General features: G+C 41.1%; 12 protein-coding genes. 8 read left to right on the top strand and 4 right to left on the bottom strand.

All coding sequences use genetic code 11. The features are described 5' to 3' along the window. Window positions 1–62 precede the first annotated feature (62 nt). The 6 genes from ispG to H2245_RS06890 all read left to right on the top strand — a co-directional run bounded on the left by ispG (window position 63) and on the right by H2245_RS06890 (window position 8,830). Window positions 63–1,178, top strand: coding sequence for a flavodoxin-dependent (E)-4-hydroxy-3-methylbut-2-enyl-diphosphate synthase (ispG, locus tag H2245_RS06915; protein ID WP_182406664.1), 1,116 nt, complete (start codon window positions 63–65; stop codon window positions 1,176–1,178). Window positions 1,179–1,329: 151 nt separating this feature from the next. Then, the gene (gene hisS, locus H2245_RS06910; protein WP_182406663.1) at window positions 1,330–2,628 is read left to right on the top strand and encodes a histidine--tRNA ligase; all 1,299 of its coding nucleotides are present in this window, start codon (window positions 1,330–1,332) and stop codon (window positions 2,626–2,628) included. A 105-nt stretch (window positions 2,629–2,733) separates the two neighbouring features. After that, window positions 2,734–3,543, top strand: coding sequence for a tetratricopeptide repeat protein (locus tag H2245_RS06905; protein ID WP_182406662.1), 810 nt, complete (start codon window positions 2,734–2,736; stop codon window positions 3,541–3,543). A gap of 222 nt (window positions 3,544–3,765) precedes the next feature. Continuing rightward, window positions 3,766–4,959 carry an outer membrane protein assembly factor BamB gene (bamB, locus tag H2245_RS06900; RefSeq protein ID WP_182406661.1) on the top strand — a complete coding sequence of 398 codons (1,194 nt, stop codon included), beginning with the start codon at window positions 3,766–3,768 and terminating at the stop codon, window positions 4,957–4,959. Window positions 4,960–5,268: 309 nt separating this feature from the next. Beyond that, window positions 5,269–6,699: a ribosome biogenesis GTPase Der gene (gene der, locus H2245_RS06895; RefSeq protein ID WP_182406660.1), complete on the top strand. Its 1,431-nt coding sequence runs from the start codon at window positions 5,269–5,271 to the stop codon at window positions 6,697–6,699. 172 nt (window positions 6,700–6,871) lie between these two features. Further along, complete coding sequence (locus H2245_RS06890; protein ID WP_182406659.1) at window positions 6,872–8,830, top strand: HAMP domain-containing sensor histidine kinase; 1,959 nt, start codon at window positions 6,872–6,874, stop codon at window positions 8,828–8,830. 195 nt (window positions 8,831–9,025) lie between these two features. Here H2245_RS06890 and H2245_RS06885 read toward each other — a convergent pair whose 3' ends face one another. After that, entirely contained in the window at window positions 9,026–9,460 is a 435-nt protein-coding gene (locus H2245_RS06885; RefSeq protein ID WP_182406658.1) for an MCR_0457 family protein, read from the bottom strand. Window positions 9,461–10,105: 645 nt separating this feature from the next. On the opposite strand from H2245_RS06885, the gene surE reads away from it, so the two are divergent. Both surE and H2245_RS06875 read left to right on the top strand, forming a co-directional pair. Beyond that, window positions 10,106–11,017 (top strand): 5'/3'-nucleotidase SurE, encoded by a 912-nt coding sequence (gene surE, locus H2245_RS06880; RefSeq protein ID WP_182406657.1) that lies wholly within the window; start codon window positions 10,106–10,108, stop codon window positions 11,015–11,017. 145 nt (window positions 11,018–11,162) lie between these two features. Further along, a complete protein-coding gene (locus H2245_RS06875) occupies window positions 11,163–11,930 on the top strand; it encodes a M23 family metallopeptidase (RefSeq protein ID WP_182406656.1) in 768 nt (255 codons plus the stop codon). Window positions 11,931–12,046: 116 nt separating this feature from the next. On the opposite strand, the gene H2245_RS06870 is transcribed toward H2245_RS06875, so the two are convergent. The 3 genes from H2245_RS06870 to H2245_RS06860 form a co-directional block, all read right to left on the bottom strand. Continuing rightward, window positions 12,047–13,297, bottom strand: coding sequence for a sodium:proton antiporter (locus H2245_RS06870; RefSeq protein ID WP_182406655.1), 1,251 nt, complete (start codon window positions 13,295–13,297; stop codon window positions 12,047–12,049). A gap of 211 nt (window positions 13,298–13,508) precedes the next feature. Then, window positions 13,509–15,419: a dihydroxy-acid dehydratase gene (gene ilvD, locus H2245_RS06865; protein WP_182406654.1), complete on the bottom strand. Its 1,911-nt coding sequence runs from the start codon at window positions 15,417–15,419 to the stop codon at window positions 13,509–13,511. A 239-nt stretch (window positions 15,420–15,658) separates the two neighbouring features. Then, on the bottom strand, window positions 15,659–16,399 hold the full coding sequence (locus H2245_RS06860) for a hypothetical protein (RefSeq protein WP_259365125.1): 741 nt from the start codon (window positions 16,397–16,399) through the stop codon (window positions 15,659–15,661). Between the last annotated feature and the right edge of the window lie 218 nt (window positions 16,400–16,617).

Here is a 16,617-nt window from a genome sequence, read left to right as displayed (position 1 = left end):
AAGTAATCGAAATAACTAAGTAACCGATTTTATTTGTTTTGCTCTGATCGAAGGATTTATATATGTCAACATCAGCACCCATTAACCGTCGCCTTACCAAAAAAATCTATGTTGGTGATGTCGCGATAGGTGGTGATGCACCGATTAGCGTGCAGAGTATGACCAATACGGATACCTGCGATGTAGCAGCGACTGTCGCCCAAATTGAGCGCTGTGTCGAGGCAGGCGCAGACTTTATGCGTGTCTCAACACCGACGATGGATACGGTAAAAGCCTTTGGTGAAATCCGAAAACTGGTCAGTGTGCCGCTGGTAGCCGATGTTCATTTTGATCATAAAATTGCGCTTGCCGTTGCTGAAGCAGGTGCAGATTGCTTGCGTATCAATCCTGGTAATATCGGTAGTGATGCTAAAGTACGAGAAGTAGTGGCATGTGCTAAGCATCATAATATTCCTATTCGTATTGGTGTCAATGCAGGCTCGCTAGAAAAAGAAATTCAACGTAAATACAGTGAGCCAACTGGCGCGGCGATGCTAGAGTCAGCAATGCGACACATTGATATATTAGAGCGTTTGAACTTTGACCAATATAAAATATCGGTTAAAGCCAGTAATGTATTTTTAACCTTAGATGCCTATCGCTTAATCTCTGCGCAAATTGACAATCCACTGCATTTGGGCGTGACCGAAGCGGGTGTGTATCGTACTGGTGCTGTCAAATCCGCGATTGCGCTGGGTGGCTTATTGCTCGATGGTATTGGCGATACTATTCGTATCTCATTAGCAGCAGAACCTGAAGAAGAAATTAAAATCGGATTTGATATCCTAAAATCACTGAATATCCGCTCAAATGGGGTAAACTTTATCGCTTGCCCAAGCTGTTCACGCCAAGAGTTCGACGTGATTAGAGTGATGACAGCGCTAGAGTCGCGCCTAGAAGACATCCGTGAACCGATGAACCTGTCAGTCATTGGTTGCAAGGTTAATGGACCTGGAGAAGCTAAAGAGGCGGATATCGGTATTGTTGGTGCTGCACGCAAGTCACTGGTTTACCGCATGGGTGAAAAAAGTCATTTAATCGACACCAATAACTTAGTTGATGAGATAGAAAGTATGGTGCGCGCTCACGCAGATACGTTAGCGAAGTCACGTGAAAATGAGATTATTCGAGTAAGATAGGGATTAATTTCTATTGATATATTATTGATATATGGTTTTTATTAAACGCTATATACAGGTGACTTTAGCTTGCTTACCTTTAAGTATTGATATTAAAAATAAACATAATAATAGCATTAACCGTTAAAAATTTTAAGGATATGACAGCGCCATGATTAAAGCAATTAAGGGCTTCAACGATATTTTACCAGACCAATCGGCAAAGTGGCTACATTTAGAGTCGATTTTGAAAAATGTGCTGGGCAGATATGGCTATGAGCATATTCGTCTACCGATTGTTGAGCAAACTGATTTGTTTGCACGGGCGATCGGCGGGGCGACCGATATTGTTGAAAAAGAGATGTATAGCTTTGCTGATAAATCAGAGCCGCCAACGCCGTTAACCCTTCGTCCTGAAGGCACAGCAGGGGCAGTACGCGCTGTTATTGAACATAATTTATTACGTGGCGATACCCCGAAATTATGGTATATCGGTCCGATGTTTCGCTATGAACGTCCGCAAAAAGGACGCTATCGCCAGTTTCATCAGCTGGGTGTTGAGAGCTTTGGTAGTGCTTTACCCGATGCGGATGCTGAACTCATCGCCATGACCCATCTGATGTGGCAAGAGCTGGGTCTAAAAGATGAGATGCGCTTGCAGCTTAATAGCTTGGGAGAGAGTGATGAGCGTCATGCATATCGTGATGCTTTGGTTGCCTATTTAACAGACAAGCAAGAACAGTTAGATGAAGACAGTAAGCGCCGTTTGACGACCAATCCATTACGTATTTTGGACAGTAAAGAGGCGTCTACACAAGCTTTATTGGCAGATGCACCAAAGCTTGCTGACTTTCTAGGTGAAGAAAGCCAGCAGCATTTTGCTCAAGTGCAAACGTATCTAGATGAGCTGGGTATTACGTACGAGATCAATCCGCATCTGGTACGTGGACTTGATTATTATAATAAAACGGTTTTTGAATGGGTGACGGATAAGCTTGGCAGTCAAGCAACCGTATGTGCCGGTGGTCGTTATGATGGCTTACTTGGACAGCTAAAATCGATGGATAATCGTGATGGCGCGTCGGATAATAAACCAGTTAAGTCTGAACCTGCGGTTGGTTTTGCCATGGGTCTTGAGCGCTTGCTGCTGTTAATTGAAGCCGTTGCACCGTTTGCTGACACGCCCGCTTGTGACGTGTTTGTGGTGACCCATCCAGAAGTTTATAGTGCTGGTATTCGCTATGCGCAGAATTTGCGTTACGCGCGTCCAGATTTGCGTATTAAAATGGCAAGTGCTACCAGCTTAAAAGCGCAGATGAAAAAGGCGGATAAGTCAGGTGCTGCATTGACTGTTATTTTAGCGCAGCAAGAACTGGAAGATCAGACCATTAGTATTAAAAATATGCAGACAGGTGAGCAGACAACGGTTGCTCAAGATTGGTTATCACAGCTTGCTAATTTTTCACGTTAAATAGTTAATAGTAGTTGTTTAATGATACTTGTACTCATTATTAATTCTGCCTTATATTTAAGCACTTCCATATTTAAGTCACTCGTTCTTATCAGGTAAATAAACATGGCTCTGACCCCGAATTCGCCCAACGCAGACAACTCAATGCAGGCACTTAAGCAATATGGTAGCTATATTATTACCGCTATTTTATTGGCATTGGCTGGCTATTTTGGGTGGACATATTGGCAAAGTAATCATGCACGTGTCGATACCGTTGCTGCTGACCACTACGCAGATATTCAAAGATTAAATGCAGAAGTCAGCTTGGCGGCGCAAAATCCTGATTTGGAAGCGGATGCGCAAGCTGCTTTGGCAGCAAGTCGCGTAGAGCTTAATAAAAATATTGACACGCTAGTGAAGAGCCATGGTGATTCGGTTTATGCGTGGCAAGCCCTCATGATTAAAGCGCGTGGGCAAGTCGATAGTGATGATTTCAAGGGTGCTGCGACAACTTTGAAACAAGCGTTAACCATTGATTTAGGAGATGCAGGTTTACAGGCGATTACCCGTTTGCGCTACGCTAAAGTATTGCTAGCCTCTGGCGACACTACGGCAGCATTAGCTGAAGCCAATAACGAGATGCCAAGCTCGTTTGAACCCAGCCAACAAGAATTATTGGGTGATATCTATGTTACCAAGGGCGATAAAGAAGCCGCCATTAAAGCCTATAACAATGCATGGGAATTATTGCGCACCCGCCATGAGACGCGAGCAGTATTAGCATTAAAAATGGAAAGTCTCGGTATTGTTCCTGAACCAATGACTGACCAAGCAGCGCTTATTCAAGCGTCAACTGCCCCTGAAACGTCATTAAGTATTGCGAATGCTGCAGAAGTTGATTCCGCTAATGTCACTGAAAAAATAGCTCAGTAACTTTATAAATGAACTTGTTATTTTGTAAACGAATAAAGTGAGCGTAAGACAGATACAGCAAAGCTAAATACTTATACTTATACTTATATCGCTATTGCCTTCTCATACTCATGTTTTTAGATATTAAAGCTTTTAAAATGTTTATTTATATTAATGTTATTCTTATTTTATAATGTTCTTTGCTTTTATTGATTATTAATTTATTTGTAGTGAGAATCTATCATGACCCTATCTATGCGCTCTCGTAAAACGATAAAAGCGACTGTCATGCACGTGGCAGTATTAGCGCTGATGACCACCGCAGTCGTTGGTTGTAACCGCGGTATCAAACCTGTCGTTAATGATCCAGTTAAATTGATACAAATAGCGCAGCCGATTAGTGTGCTTCAACCGGTATTTGATACCAATATCGGTAGTAAAAATGCCAATAAAAAAGACCCGTTAAGCTTACAAATTGGTTATGACAATGATCAGATGGTCGTTGCGTCACGAGCTGGTGATGTAATCGGTTTTGATAACAATGGCAAACGATTATGGTCGGTTAATATTGGAAAACCAATCACAGGTGGCGTGACTGTAGATGCTTTTAGTCAGACTGCGGTTGTAACTACGCGTGATGGGCAAGTGCTGGCATTTGATAGTATGACTGGCGCTGAACGTTGGGAGCAACAATTATCAGGTTCGGTCTTAACTCCTGCTCTTATTACCAACAATCGAGTTATTTTATCAGCAACTGATGGGTCCTTACATGGATTATCATTGCAAACTGGTCAATCCGTTTGGCAGTTTGCCACACAAGTGCCCGCAATTAGTGTGCGCGGTACCGCTGCACCGACGCTATTAGATGACAAAACTGCATTACTTGCCACAGCTGACGGTCGCTTGCATGCTATTACCGCAGATAATGGCTTACCGCAATGGTCACGCCGTATTGGTGTGGGCATGGGCAGCAGTGAAATCGAGCGTATGAGTGATGTGGATGGCAAACCGATTGTTGATAATAATCAATTATTTGCCATTAGCTATAGCGGTCAGCTAATAGCAATAGACTTGGCATCACGACAAGTGATGTTTGTTAATGAGCTTGCTAGCCTGAAATCATTAGCAGTTAACAATAGGCAAGTGATTGCAACAAGCTTAGATGGCAAAATCGTTGCTTATGATCGCCGTACTGGTGAAAAATTGTGGGAAAATGAGGCGCTTGCTTATCGTAAGTTGACTAATCCTGTTATGATTGGTAACTATATTGCTGTGGGTGATCTTGACGGTGTCGTGCATTTATTTGATCCTGCAACGGGCACTATAGTGAGCCGAGTACAAACCAAAGGTACGTTGACGACGTTACAAGTAGAAGGGAATCGTCTACTAACTCAAAGTACGTCAGGGCAAGTGGCTATTTGGCAAGTTGCCCAATAAATGTCTCGATACTAATTATTGAGTATTTGGGTACCCGCTATGCTTATTTTTTAACTTTATTGAACGCTGCTCAGTCAGCGTTTAGTGCATTATGCAAATTGCTTGTTTAGACTACTGGTTTCGCGTAATCTATGCGCCTTAATGGTTATCTGTGTATGACATTGGCGGCAATAAGCAGATGTTAAGCCGAAACACAATTAATTGTTTTATTATTATTTATCGCTATTTTATTATTTTTATCATTCATTTAAGTTTGCGGTCAAGTGCAGCCTATTTGCTGTCATTATGGTCCGTCACTGAGAGTAACGCATGAGTATCAAGCCTGTGGTCGCCTTAATTGGTCGCCCAAACGTCGGTAAATCCACTTTATTCAATCAATTCACCAAAAGTCGCCTAGCATTGGTTGCTGACCTGTCAGGTCTGACCCGTGATCGCCAATATGGCGATGCCGAATATGAAGGCAAGTCATTTATTGTGGTAGATACTGGTGGTATCGGCGAAGCGGACGACGGCAAAGGCGCGATTGATGACTATATGTCTGAGCAGTCGTATACTGCCATTCATGAAGCTGACATCATTGTTTTTGTAGTGGATGCGCGGGCTGGCATGGTTGGTGCGGATGCCGAGATTGGTAAATTTTTACACACGCTTGGCAAGCCAGTATACGTCGTTGCTAATAAAGTAGATGGCGCTCATGATTCAGCGCCTGCTGAATTTTATGCGTTAGGTTTGGGTGAACCGTATCCAATGGCGGCAAGCCATGGTCGCGGTGTTGGTAATCTGCTTGAGATTTTAACGGCTGATATGCCTGATCAAGAAAATATCATAGAGCCGAGAGGCTTAAAGCTTGCTATTATTGGTCGTCCGAATGTTGGTAAATCTACGCTCGTTAACCGCCTATTAGGTGAAGACCGCGTTGTCGTATTCGATATGCCAGGAACCACACGCGACAGTATTTATATCCCCTATGAGCGTGATGGTAAAGACTATGTCTTAATTGATACTGCCGGTGTCCGTCGCCGCGGCAAGATTGATGATAAGGTTGAAAAATTCTCGGTCATCAAGACTTTGCAAGCGATTGAAGATTCAAATGTAACCGTCATTGTTATTGATGCGCAAGAAGGTATCGTCGATCAAGATTTGCATATGATTGGCTATGCACTTGATGCAGGTCGCGCCTTAGTGGTGGCAATTAATAAGTGGGATGGTCTAACTGCTGATCAAAAGAACTATATTAAAATAGAAATGGATCGTCGTTTTAACTTTATTCCCTATGTAAAAGTGCATCAGATATCCGCTCTACACGGTACGAATGTGGGTAACTTATATCCGTCAATCCTACGTGCTTATCAGTCTTCTATGTTTGAAGTATCAACCAATCGCTTGACCCAAATCTTGCAAGATGCGGTTGCTGCAAGCCCGCCGCCAACGGTAGGAGGTCGCCGAATTAAGTTGCGTTATGCGCATATCGGTGGACACAATCCACCCGTTATTGTGATTCATGGCAATCAGACAGGCTCGTTACCTAAGAGTTATCAGCGCTATCTTGAAAATCAATTCCGTCAGGTATTTAAGTTAGAAGGCACGCCACTAAACGTGGTCTTTAAACTGAATGAGAACCCTTACGCTAACAAAAGTGATACCCCAACCAAAGCAAAAGAGCAGCAGCTACGTCAGCGTGAACGTAATCGTGCGCAGAAATTTACTACTAAGGATAAGCGTCCTGATAAAAAACGGTAATAAGACATACTTATTTGGCGGTATGCCGTCTTATTCCAAGTCTATTGGCGAACTTTAATCTTAAGTATAATGATGGCAACTTTTGTCATCATTATAAGCTTTTACTACATAAATGTAATGACGACTCTTATTCCTGCCGCTAAACGTAACTGTTTTAAGACTATTGAATCTCATGTCTACACATCACGTTAGAAGTATTCCTAATCTCGTCAGGCTTTCTGCATTCCAAGTCATAGCGGTAGCTATTCTGACTGCTTTTTTGCTGTCTTTTATTTATGGCTTTGTCCATCATTACCAACAAAAGCGCTTACATATCCAGCAACTAGCAGATGTTCTCTCAGACATTGCATCCACAGTTGATGGAGCTAATTTAGCTGCCAGAAATATAGGAATGATATTAGAAGAAGATTCCAGTATTCAAAGCATTGTATTTTACCCTAGTGATCATCCGGCAGTTGCTCTTAAGCAGCCTGAAATTGAGGCGAATAAAAATGATTGGTATATCAGCTTATTTATTAACACTATTAGCTTTAACAGTGCAGTAACTAATAGCCATATAAATGATATAAATAAGCGCTCAATTTTCAATGAAAATGAGCAGCAGTTATCGAAGGTTTTATCTTCTAATAATAGGAAGGTGAATACAAATACAGATAACTCGTTAGAATCTAATGCTGTCATCGGTTATATTAATATTACCTTAGACTTAAATAAATTACGTTTAGAATGGGTTCTTAAAAATATTTGGTTATGGCTAGCAACAGTTGCATTTACTGTAAGTTGCATGATATTTATTATGCGTAAGCTTAACTGGTCAACCAAAGATATTACTGAATTGGCAAAGGTTTGCGATATCGTTGTTGGCAGTCCAGAACTAAGAGAGTTACCTAGCGTTCAGCAGAATTTTGATTTTCAGGAATTAAGCCGTATCAGATTAGCAATTATCACTTTATTCAACCGGTTAAAAATAACTGAGAAAAAATTGGATGCAATTGCTGCTTTTGAAGTGCAGTTACATAACAAAGACGTCTCTCTTAGTATGCAGCGCGCCAATTTTCAAAGCATGATCACTCATGAGTTAAAAACGTCGCTGAATGCTATCTCAGGTGGAATCCAGTTGTTAAATCCGCGAACATTAAATGAAGAACAAAAAGATATATTAGCCATTATTCGACAAGGTAGTGAGCATTTAGACAACACACTTGAACAAATTATTCAGTTAAATAAAATAGAAAAAGGTCAGGTAAGTATTAGTCTCAGCGACTTTAATCCTTTGCAATTATTGGCTGATTTACTGTCTGAATTTGAGCCCACAGCGAAGCAAAAAGGTCTAGAGTTAACCAGTAGAGTTAAGCACATTGATTATATGCTCCAAGGTGACATTGATAAAATCAAGCAAATTATTTCAACTTTGATAGAAAATGCAATTAAATTTACCTTATCAGGCCAAGTGATTGTCGAATCGCAGTTGAACTACTTTCATCAAAGTATTCGCTGGCAAATCAAGGTCACTGATACTGGTGTCGGTATTGACGATAAGTATATCGATGACCTTTTTACTGCATTTTTTCAAGTAGATTCCAGCCATACGCGTGAGTACAGTGGGCTTGGTGTGGGGCTGACCGTTGTGAATCAAATAGCGCAGCTAATTGGGGCGTCTATTGAAGTAAGTAGTAAGCTTGATATTGGTAGTGAATTCACAGTAACAATACCTCTGCGTAACGCCTATCAAAATCAGCGTCATTTTTCTTTCACAGGGCTTAATTTTGCTTATTACTATCACGAACAAACCGGTTTCATTGTTGAAGAGTTGCAGCGGTTAGGCGCTTCAGTAACTTGTCATCAGTACGGTCTATCAGTCATAGAGCAGCTAACGATGACAACTGTAGATATGATCATGATTGCAGAGGAAGTTTCACCGGAAAAAGCAGCTCAATTGGCGCGTTATATTCGCGAGCAAGAAAGTACACATCGAGCATTGTTGGTTTATTGGTATCCAGAGCAAAACACTCCTAATTTAAGTAGTTTCGAACATGGCTTGAAAGCAGTGGGAGTAGATTTTCTTCACAGTACAACCCGCGATAGTAAAGAGTTTTATAATTTGCTTAAGCAATGGTTAGCGTATGCTTAATAGAATGTCATCACTATAATTGATAGCAGGTTTTAAAGAGATGTACTTTATTATTTTATCTTTAGATGATAAAAAGACACTCCTATCTGTGAGTGTCTTTTTATTATTTTATGACTTATATTTTATTATGTGATTCATAAAAACTATAAAGCTAATTAAAATGATGAAACAATAATAGGTTTCTTCAAATAGAGATTAAAATTGGGCATTCGCCATATCTTCACATAATTCTTTGTTGTCTTGCTTAGAAAAGCTCATTGTCCAGCTACGCATTCCTTGCAGAATCTGACGGTAATCCTGCTGAGTAGATAAATATTGAATTGCTGCCTTCGGATCATCTAATGTAGGCATCAGTTCATGCAACTGTGTATTATAAGATTTATAAAATCGCTGTTTTTGATTGCCTTTTAACATCGGTGGGCATATCTCTGATAACACTTGCATCACGGCAATTTCATGTTTGGTAATATTCATGCCTGACATATCAAGTGGAATAGTGGTTCCTGCATTATTTGCCGCATTAGTGGTTTGAGACAGCATGGCAACCGAAGTAATTAATCCAGCAACCCCAACTTTTGATACTGTTTTTGACGCCATAGAAACTATAGATAACATCGATTGCTTTTTCATTCGGTGTGACACTCGCTTTGCATGATTGAATGGTGTTATGGTAATAGGAAAAAAAACAAAAGTCACATAAAATATCATCTTATGTGTAGGGGTATTGTGAGCTGAGAGTGTGATATAGCAACATATGCGCAGCATTGATAAACAAGTTACATCAACATTAAGATAGGGATATATCATGTAGTATTTTGTAACGTTTGTCCCTGAGCTAATGAGATCATTTACCGAAAACTATCGTTTCGATTCGTTACTATTAGAGCCGTTTTGCACTAAAAATTCTCATTTATTTGGTTATAACTCTAAGATACATGGCTTTGAATTGAAAGTTTCGTTCAAATATTATGTCAACAGTATCAATGATTTTATAACTGGGTTTATGACGGTTTACTATTCAGTTATACTCTGACTGCCTATAATAAAAGTATTTATTGTCGTTTTTTGAACTTTGCTATGACTTCAATTTTGGAAGGTATTAATAATATACTGACCATCACGGTAACAAATTATCATAATGATAAAAAAAATTACAACAAAAGTTGGTTAATATTAATATTGTTTTTAAAATTATAATTATCCTTAGTATAGCAATTTTGTCCTAACAAAGCAGTTAAGTGGATAGATGGTCGTCTATAAATATAGTGAGCAGTTATGAATATTTTGATAAGTAATGATGATGGTGTTCATGCACCAGGGTTATTAGCTTTATATGAGGCATTGTCAGCATTAGGTGTGGTAAAAGTGGTTGCCCCTGCCACTGAACAAAGTGGCTCTGCCAGTGCATTGAATATTTCTCAGCCATTATATACACAGGAACTAGCCTCGGGATTTATAGCGGTAACTGGTTCTCCGGCAGATTGTGTTTATTTAGCACTGAATCAGTTATATCGTGACATTAAGTTTGATTGTGTGATTACTGGTATCAATTCTGGCGCAAACTTAGGTCAAGACGTATTATTTTCAGGAACGTTCGGCGCAGCATTAACTGCTCAGTTGTTCGGTATTCCAGCGATAGCAACGTCACTGGTTGGTGGCGGGATTAAGAGTAATGTACAAGATGAGATGGTGAAGTATCACATAGCAGCAGCCGAAATCGTCAAACTCTTAGATGAGACGCCTTTACTAGCAGAGATTAAGGGTTTGCCCTATCATGTGTTAAACGTTAACATCCCTGATGTAAATTGTATAACAGAGATTAAAGGGCGCAAAATCACTCGTCTAGGTCACAGTCATATCGCTCGTCCGGTACATCCCGTTACGGATCCAAGGGGACGTGATGCGTATTGGCTGAGCTTACGCAAAGGTGAGCTATCTTCTAAGCAAAAAGGTGTTCAGCCTATTAATGCGATTACAGTTGAGACGCATGATATTGGTACGTTGAATAATGCTGACGTATTGAATAATGCTGACGTATTGAATAATGCTGACGTATTGAATGATATAGATGTATTAAACGATACTGATGTTTACGCTGTCGCAGCAGGTTATATCAGTATATCGCCTGTAAGAGTGCATCATACGCCAACACATACATTAAATCGGTTATCTGCCTTAGTCTCATAGTATAAAATGCTGTTAAATTTTATAGACTAGTAGAACCCAGTCTATTTATTTTGACACCTACTGTCATTCAGATTTTTTTATTTAAATATTGTAATCGCTCAAGTCTGCTTATAAATAATATAAAGTAAAGTATAGGAATACTTGTATGAAAAAACTCATTTTTAAAGCACCGTTTGTCACAGCTGCGCTAATTGGAGCACTTGTAATGACAGGCTGTGCCACAAAGCCCAGCTATCAGCAGGCGTCAGGTCCCAAGATAATTACCAATGCTCAAGGGGTGCCAAACTACCATGTGGTCACGCGTGGCGATACCGTCAGTCAAATTGCCTCTCGTTACCGTCTCAACTATCGCCAAATTGGCTCGCTGAACGGGCTTGATAGTCAGTACACTATTTACAGCGGTCAGTATCTTAAATTGTGGCAAGGCAATGAAAATAACTACAGAAATAGCAGTGCTAATGTCGGCAGTAATAACAACCAGCCTATAGCTACTGGCATCAATACCCCATCAGCCAATCCTGTTTATGACGTAGCAACAAATGCAAATTTAGGGTATGAATACCCAAGTCGCAACCAAGTCGTCCGTAACTTTGATGAGTCAACAGGCTCTTTAGGGATGTTATTCTCAGGAAACATAGGTGACCCTGTTCTTGCAAGTCAAGGTGGTAATGTGATGTATGCCGGTAACGGGTTAGAAGAGTATGGGAATCTGGTTATGATTCGTCATAGTGACAATTACATTACTGCTTATGCCCATAATAGCGAGCTATTGGTTAAAGAGGGAGATTCAGTACAACGCGGTCAGCGTATTGCCAGCATGGGTAATAGCGGACAGACAAATCAAGTCGGGCTTGAGTTCCAAGTGCGTCTGAACGGTAATCCTATCGATCCGCGCTCTGTATTAAGTCGTTAATTTAAACTGTGTTTTATTCCTCTTCTGCTTCTATTCCTGTAACTGGTATTAAAAAACCTACGATATAAACATAAATCGTAGGTTTTTTAATGTCAGAAAATATATCATTACCGCTTTCATTTATGTGCTTTATTCGGGGTCATTTGCAGTAACTTCGGTGCACTTAAACCATGCATAAAAATGGAGATTAAAATTACTATAGAACAGACAATCCATAATTTAATGGCATCCTCTTCACCAAAAAAACCTTGATTAAGCGCATAGGATAGATAATAAAGCGTACCAATACCGCGAATACCCAGTGCCGATATGGTATATTTTTCTGTACGCGGCATATTCAACCCTGATAAGGCAATAATACCGCCAATTGGACGGATAAAAACTAAGAATATAAAGCTGATAATATAAACACGCCATGTCAGCTCAATTCCTGATTGTAACCCTTGTCCGATAAACATTCCAAAAGTTACCAGTACCAAAGACATGAGCAATCCTTCCGATTGTTCAGCAAAATCGTGCAGTTTGTGATGATAAGTATGCTCACATTCGGAGCGTCTGAATGCGAAGGCGGCAACAAAAACAGCAATAAAACCATAACTGTGTACGTATTCAGCCAATCCATAAGCCAGTAATGTCAATGCAATGACTACATAACCTTGAGAAATAGCCGTTCCACGTGTACGTTTTGAAAATATCAGCTTGGCTAACACTTTACCGACGATTATCCCAACCGCTAAGCCTGCACCAATCTTCCATAGCACATCATCAGTAAACCATGTCCATAACATTTTTCCATTGAATTGCTGACCTTCACTATAGGCTTCTGCAATTTTAATAGCTAAATATACAAAAGGAAATGCCAGACCATCATTAAGTCCGGCTTCTGAGGTTAAGGTAAAACGAGGCGCATCTTCACTGCCGGTATTAGGCGGACCGACCTGAATACTAGAAGCAAGCACCGGGTCAGTGGGTGCTAGTACCGCGCCTAATAATAGCGCTGCGCCCATAGTTAATCCGAACGCATAATAACCTAAAAACGCCATAGCAAAGATGCCAATTGGCATTGTAATAAGCAGCAAGCGCGCGGTCGGTCGCCATAATTGCCAAGTAAGTGGCGTGTCAATCTTAATCCCAGCGCCTACTAAAGATACCAAAACGACAATTTCGGTTAGTTTTTCAATGATAAAACCATTATTGATCGGGTCTAAAAAAGACAGAGTCGTCCACCAATAGCCCATAATCATACCAAAGCTGACTTGGAGCATGGGCAGAGAGATGGGCAGGCGTTTAAACATTAGTGGAAATAGCGCGCCAAATAAAAACGCAATACCGCAAATTAATAAGAATAAATTGTAATTTTCAAGCATAAGGTTTGCGCACATCGTTAGGTTAAATTAAAAATAAGCGCATCAATCACGTTAGCTTATCGTGCTTATCATGACGCCATCAGCTTTTAATTTCAGAAAATAAACGTTATCAAAACGGCAGCTACGTTGTTTTTTGGTGAAAAAAAAGCCTGCATGAGGCAGGCTTTAGATATTTTTAATAATAATGCTTTTTAATCAAGGTTATGGAATCTTAACGTTCAACTTGACTCACATCACGTACCGCGCCTGTATCAGCGCTAGTGGTCATTGCCGCATAGGCGCGTAGAGCAGGGGACACATGACGCTCACGACTGACTGGTTTCCATGCTTTGCTGCCACGACTTTCCATATCTTCTCGGCGTGCAGCTAATTCAGCATCGCCCACAATCATGTTAATGGTACGATTTGGGATATCGATATGAATGGTATCGCCCTCTTGTACTAGAGCGATGGCACCACCTTCAGCAGCTTCTGGGCTGGCATGACCAATCGATAGGCCAGACGTGCCGCCAGAAAAACGACCATCAGTGAGTAGCGCACATTCTTTACCTAAACCTTTTGATTTTAGATAAGTCGTTGGATAAAGCATTTCTTGCATACCCGGTCCACCTTTTGGACCTTCATAGCGAATGATAACCACGTCACCAGCGACGATATTATCATCAAGCACAGCAGCAACAGCATCATCTTGTGATTCAAAAATACGCGCGCGTCCAGTGAATACTAAAATGCTATCATCAACGCCCGCTGTCTTGACTACGCAGCCACGCTCCGCAATATTACCATACAGTACCGCAAGACCGCCATCGGTTGAATACGCATGCTGCGCACTACGAATACAACCTGATTCACGGTTTACATCAAGATTTGACCATTCTTTCGATTGTGAGAAAGCCTCAGTGGTACGAATACCGCCTGGTGCTGCGATATAGCGTGCCCGCGCTTCAAGATTGTCAGGATTCATAATATCCCATTTATCAATCGCTTCTTTCATTGTCGCGCTATGAATCGTTGGCAGATCAGTATGGAGCAACCCTGCACGATCTAGCTCGGCTAACAGCGCAAATACGCCACCAGCACGATGCACATCTTCCATATGATATTTTTGCGAAGCAGGGGCAACTTTAGCAAGGCAAGGCACACCGCGACTTAGACGGTCAATATCGTGCATCTTAAAGTCGACTTCAGCTTCATTAGCAGCAGCAAGCAAATGTAAAATAGTATTGGTTGAACCGCCCATCGCGATATCTAAAGTCATCGCGTTTTCAAACGCCGCTTTGGTAGCGATGGAGCGCGGTAGCACTGAATCATCATCTTGCTCATAGCGACGTTTGGCAAGTGAAACGATAGTGCGACCCGCTTCTAAAAATAGCTCACGACGTAGCGAATGTGTTGCCAATAGCGAGCCATTACCCGGTAATGCCAATCCTAAGGCTTCGGTCAAGCAGTTCATCGAATTGGCAGTGAACATACCAGAGCACGACCCACAAGTTGGGCACGCTGAGGCTTCAATCGCTGCGACATCTTCATCGCTAATACTGTCGTCGGCGGCGTCCATCATCGCATCGACTAAATCAAGCTTACGAATGGCATTGCCTTTACTGTCAACACCTTGCGCATCACTTCCGCCGTCATTATTATGACTGTGTGCCACGGTACTGGCGATAATTTTGCCCGCTTCCATTGGGCCACCTGAAATAAAGACCACTGGAATATTAAGGCGCATAGCGGCCATCAACATACCCGGAGTGATTTTATCGCAGTTAGAAATACACACCAAGGCATCTGCACAATGCGCATTAACCATATATTCAACGGAATCGGCAATCAAATCACGGCTTGGTAATGAGTACAGCATACCGCTGTGACCCATAGCGATACCGTCATCGACGGCAATAGTATTAAATTCTTTTGCCACGCCACCCGCTTTTTCAATCTCACGTGCGACTAATTGTCCCAAGTCTTTTAAATGCACATGACCCGGTACAAACTGGGTAAATGAGTTAGCAATGGCAATAATTGGTTTACCAAAATCGCCATCAGTCATGCCAGTCGCACGCCAAAGGGCACGTGCACCTGCCATATTACGACCGCCGGTAGAGGTTTTTGAATTATAATCCATGTGATATTCCTTACGAGTAAGCGAGATATATGAACGGGTTCACCTTCTCAATATGGTTTTAATAATGAGCAGCGATAATAAGCCGCGATAATGAGACGTGATAATGTGTTTTTATGAGTAATAGTGTGCTTTTTATGTTGGGTAACTACCAGTGAATAATACTAAGTAGCTACCATACCATTAGATATGAATAACTAAAAATAATTAGCTAAGCATAATAAAATATTAAAGTTAAAAAACTACTCAAGGCGTTCTAAAATGGCAGTATCAAACCATGGCAGTTGAGCTTTATCTGCCTCAAGTTTTGCAATCACTATTAATGCGTGAGTGGCTGACAACTTTTGATAGTCAGCGCTGGCGTTGATAGTGAGTATTTGCTCATCGGCTTGTGCTTGCTCATCAATACTAATTAGTATCTGTTTGTCGTTTTTATACAGCACATCAATACGCCCAAAAAACTGCCAGTCTTTCAAGGCGGCAGTTAGGGCTTCTTTTGCGCTTTTAGTATAAATCTGCTGCGTACGTTTGCCTGTATTTGTCCAATGCAGCCGTACCGCCAATTGTAGCGCTTCGCTAAAGACAACTAATGAGCCGACAATCTTTACATGCCAAGGTGACATGAGTAAATCACTTGTGATACCGATAACTTCTGCGGCAGCATTGGCTGTCATCGGCGTGTTAAATTGTGCAAGTAGGGCTGGCGTTAACGGATGTGCCTGTTTAGCACTGTCATCTAAGCTATCATAATGGTATAAAAACGGCAACGGCATGTCTTGCGTCACGACCTTTTCACTGATTTTACAATTATGAATACGCCAGCTAATAGCACTATCTGTCAACGCTTGCGTCAAGATAATAGCGTTAGGGTCAACAGTTTTGCTAGGGCTATTATCAAGAATTGGTTCTTGTACCTCGTGACTCGATGAGGAAGCCGATAGCGAATGATTGAGGTTACTGTCATCTGATACTTGAGTTGGCAAGGCGGTCAAATCCATAAACGTAAGTTAGGAAAGTAGGGCCTTAATATACCATTTAATAGAGGTTGCTCGCCAATAAATTAGCGCGTTTGACTCATCAATCTTATATATTATTAATAAATGACTATGGTAACCGTAGCTTGTGCCATCGCCATATTTCATTCACTATATTGCAGAGATAGAAATTAGTACGACTAACCCGTAAATAGGAAAGGAAAAAT

Origin of the sequence: Psychrobacter sp. GP33 (assembly GCF_014119005.1) — a bacterium.
Lineage (GTDB): Bacteria > Pseudomonadota > Gammaproteobacteria > Pseudomonadales > Moraxellaceae > Psychrobacter.
This window is presented reverse-complemented; position numbering and strand designations above follow the sequence as displayed.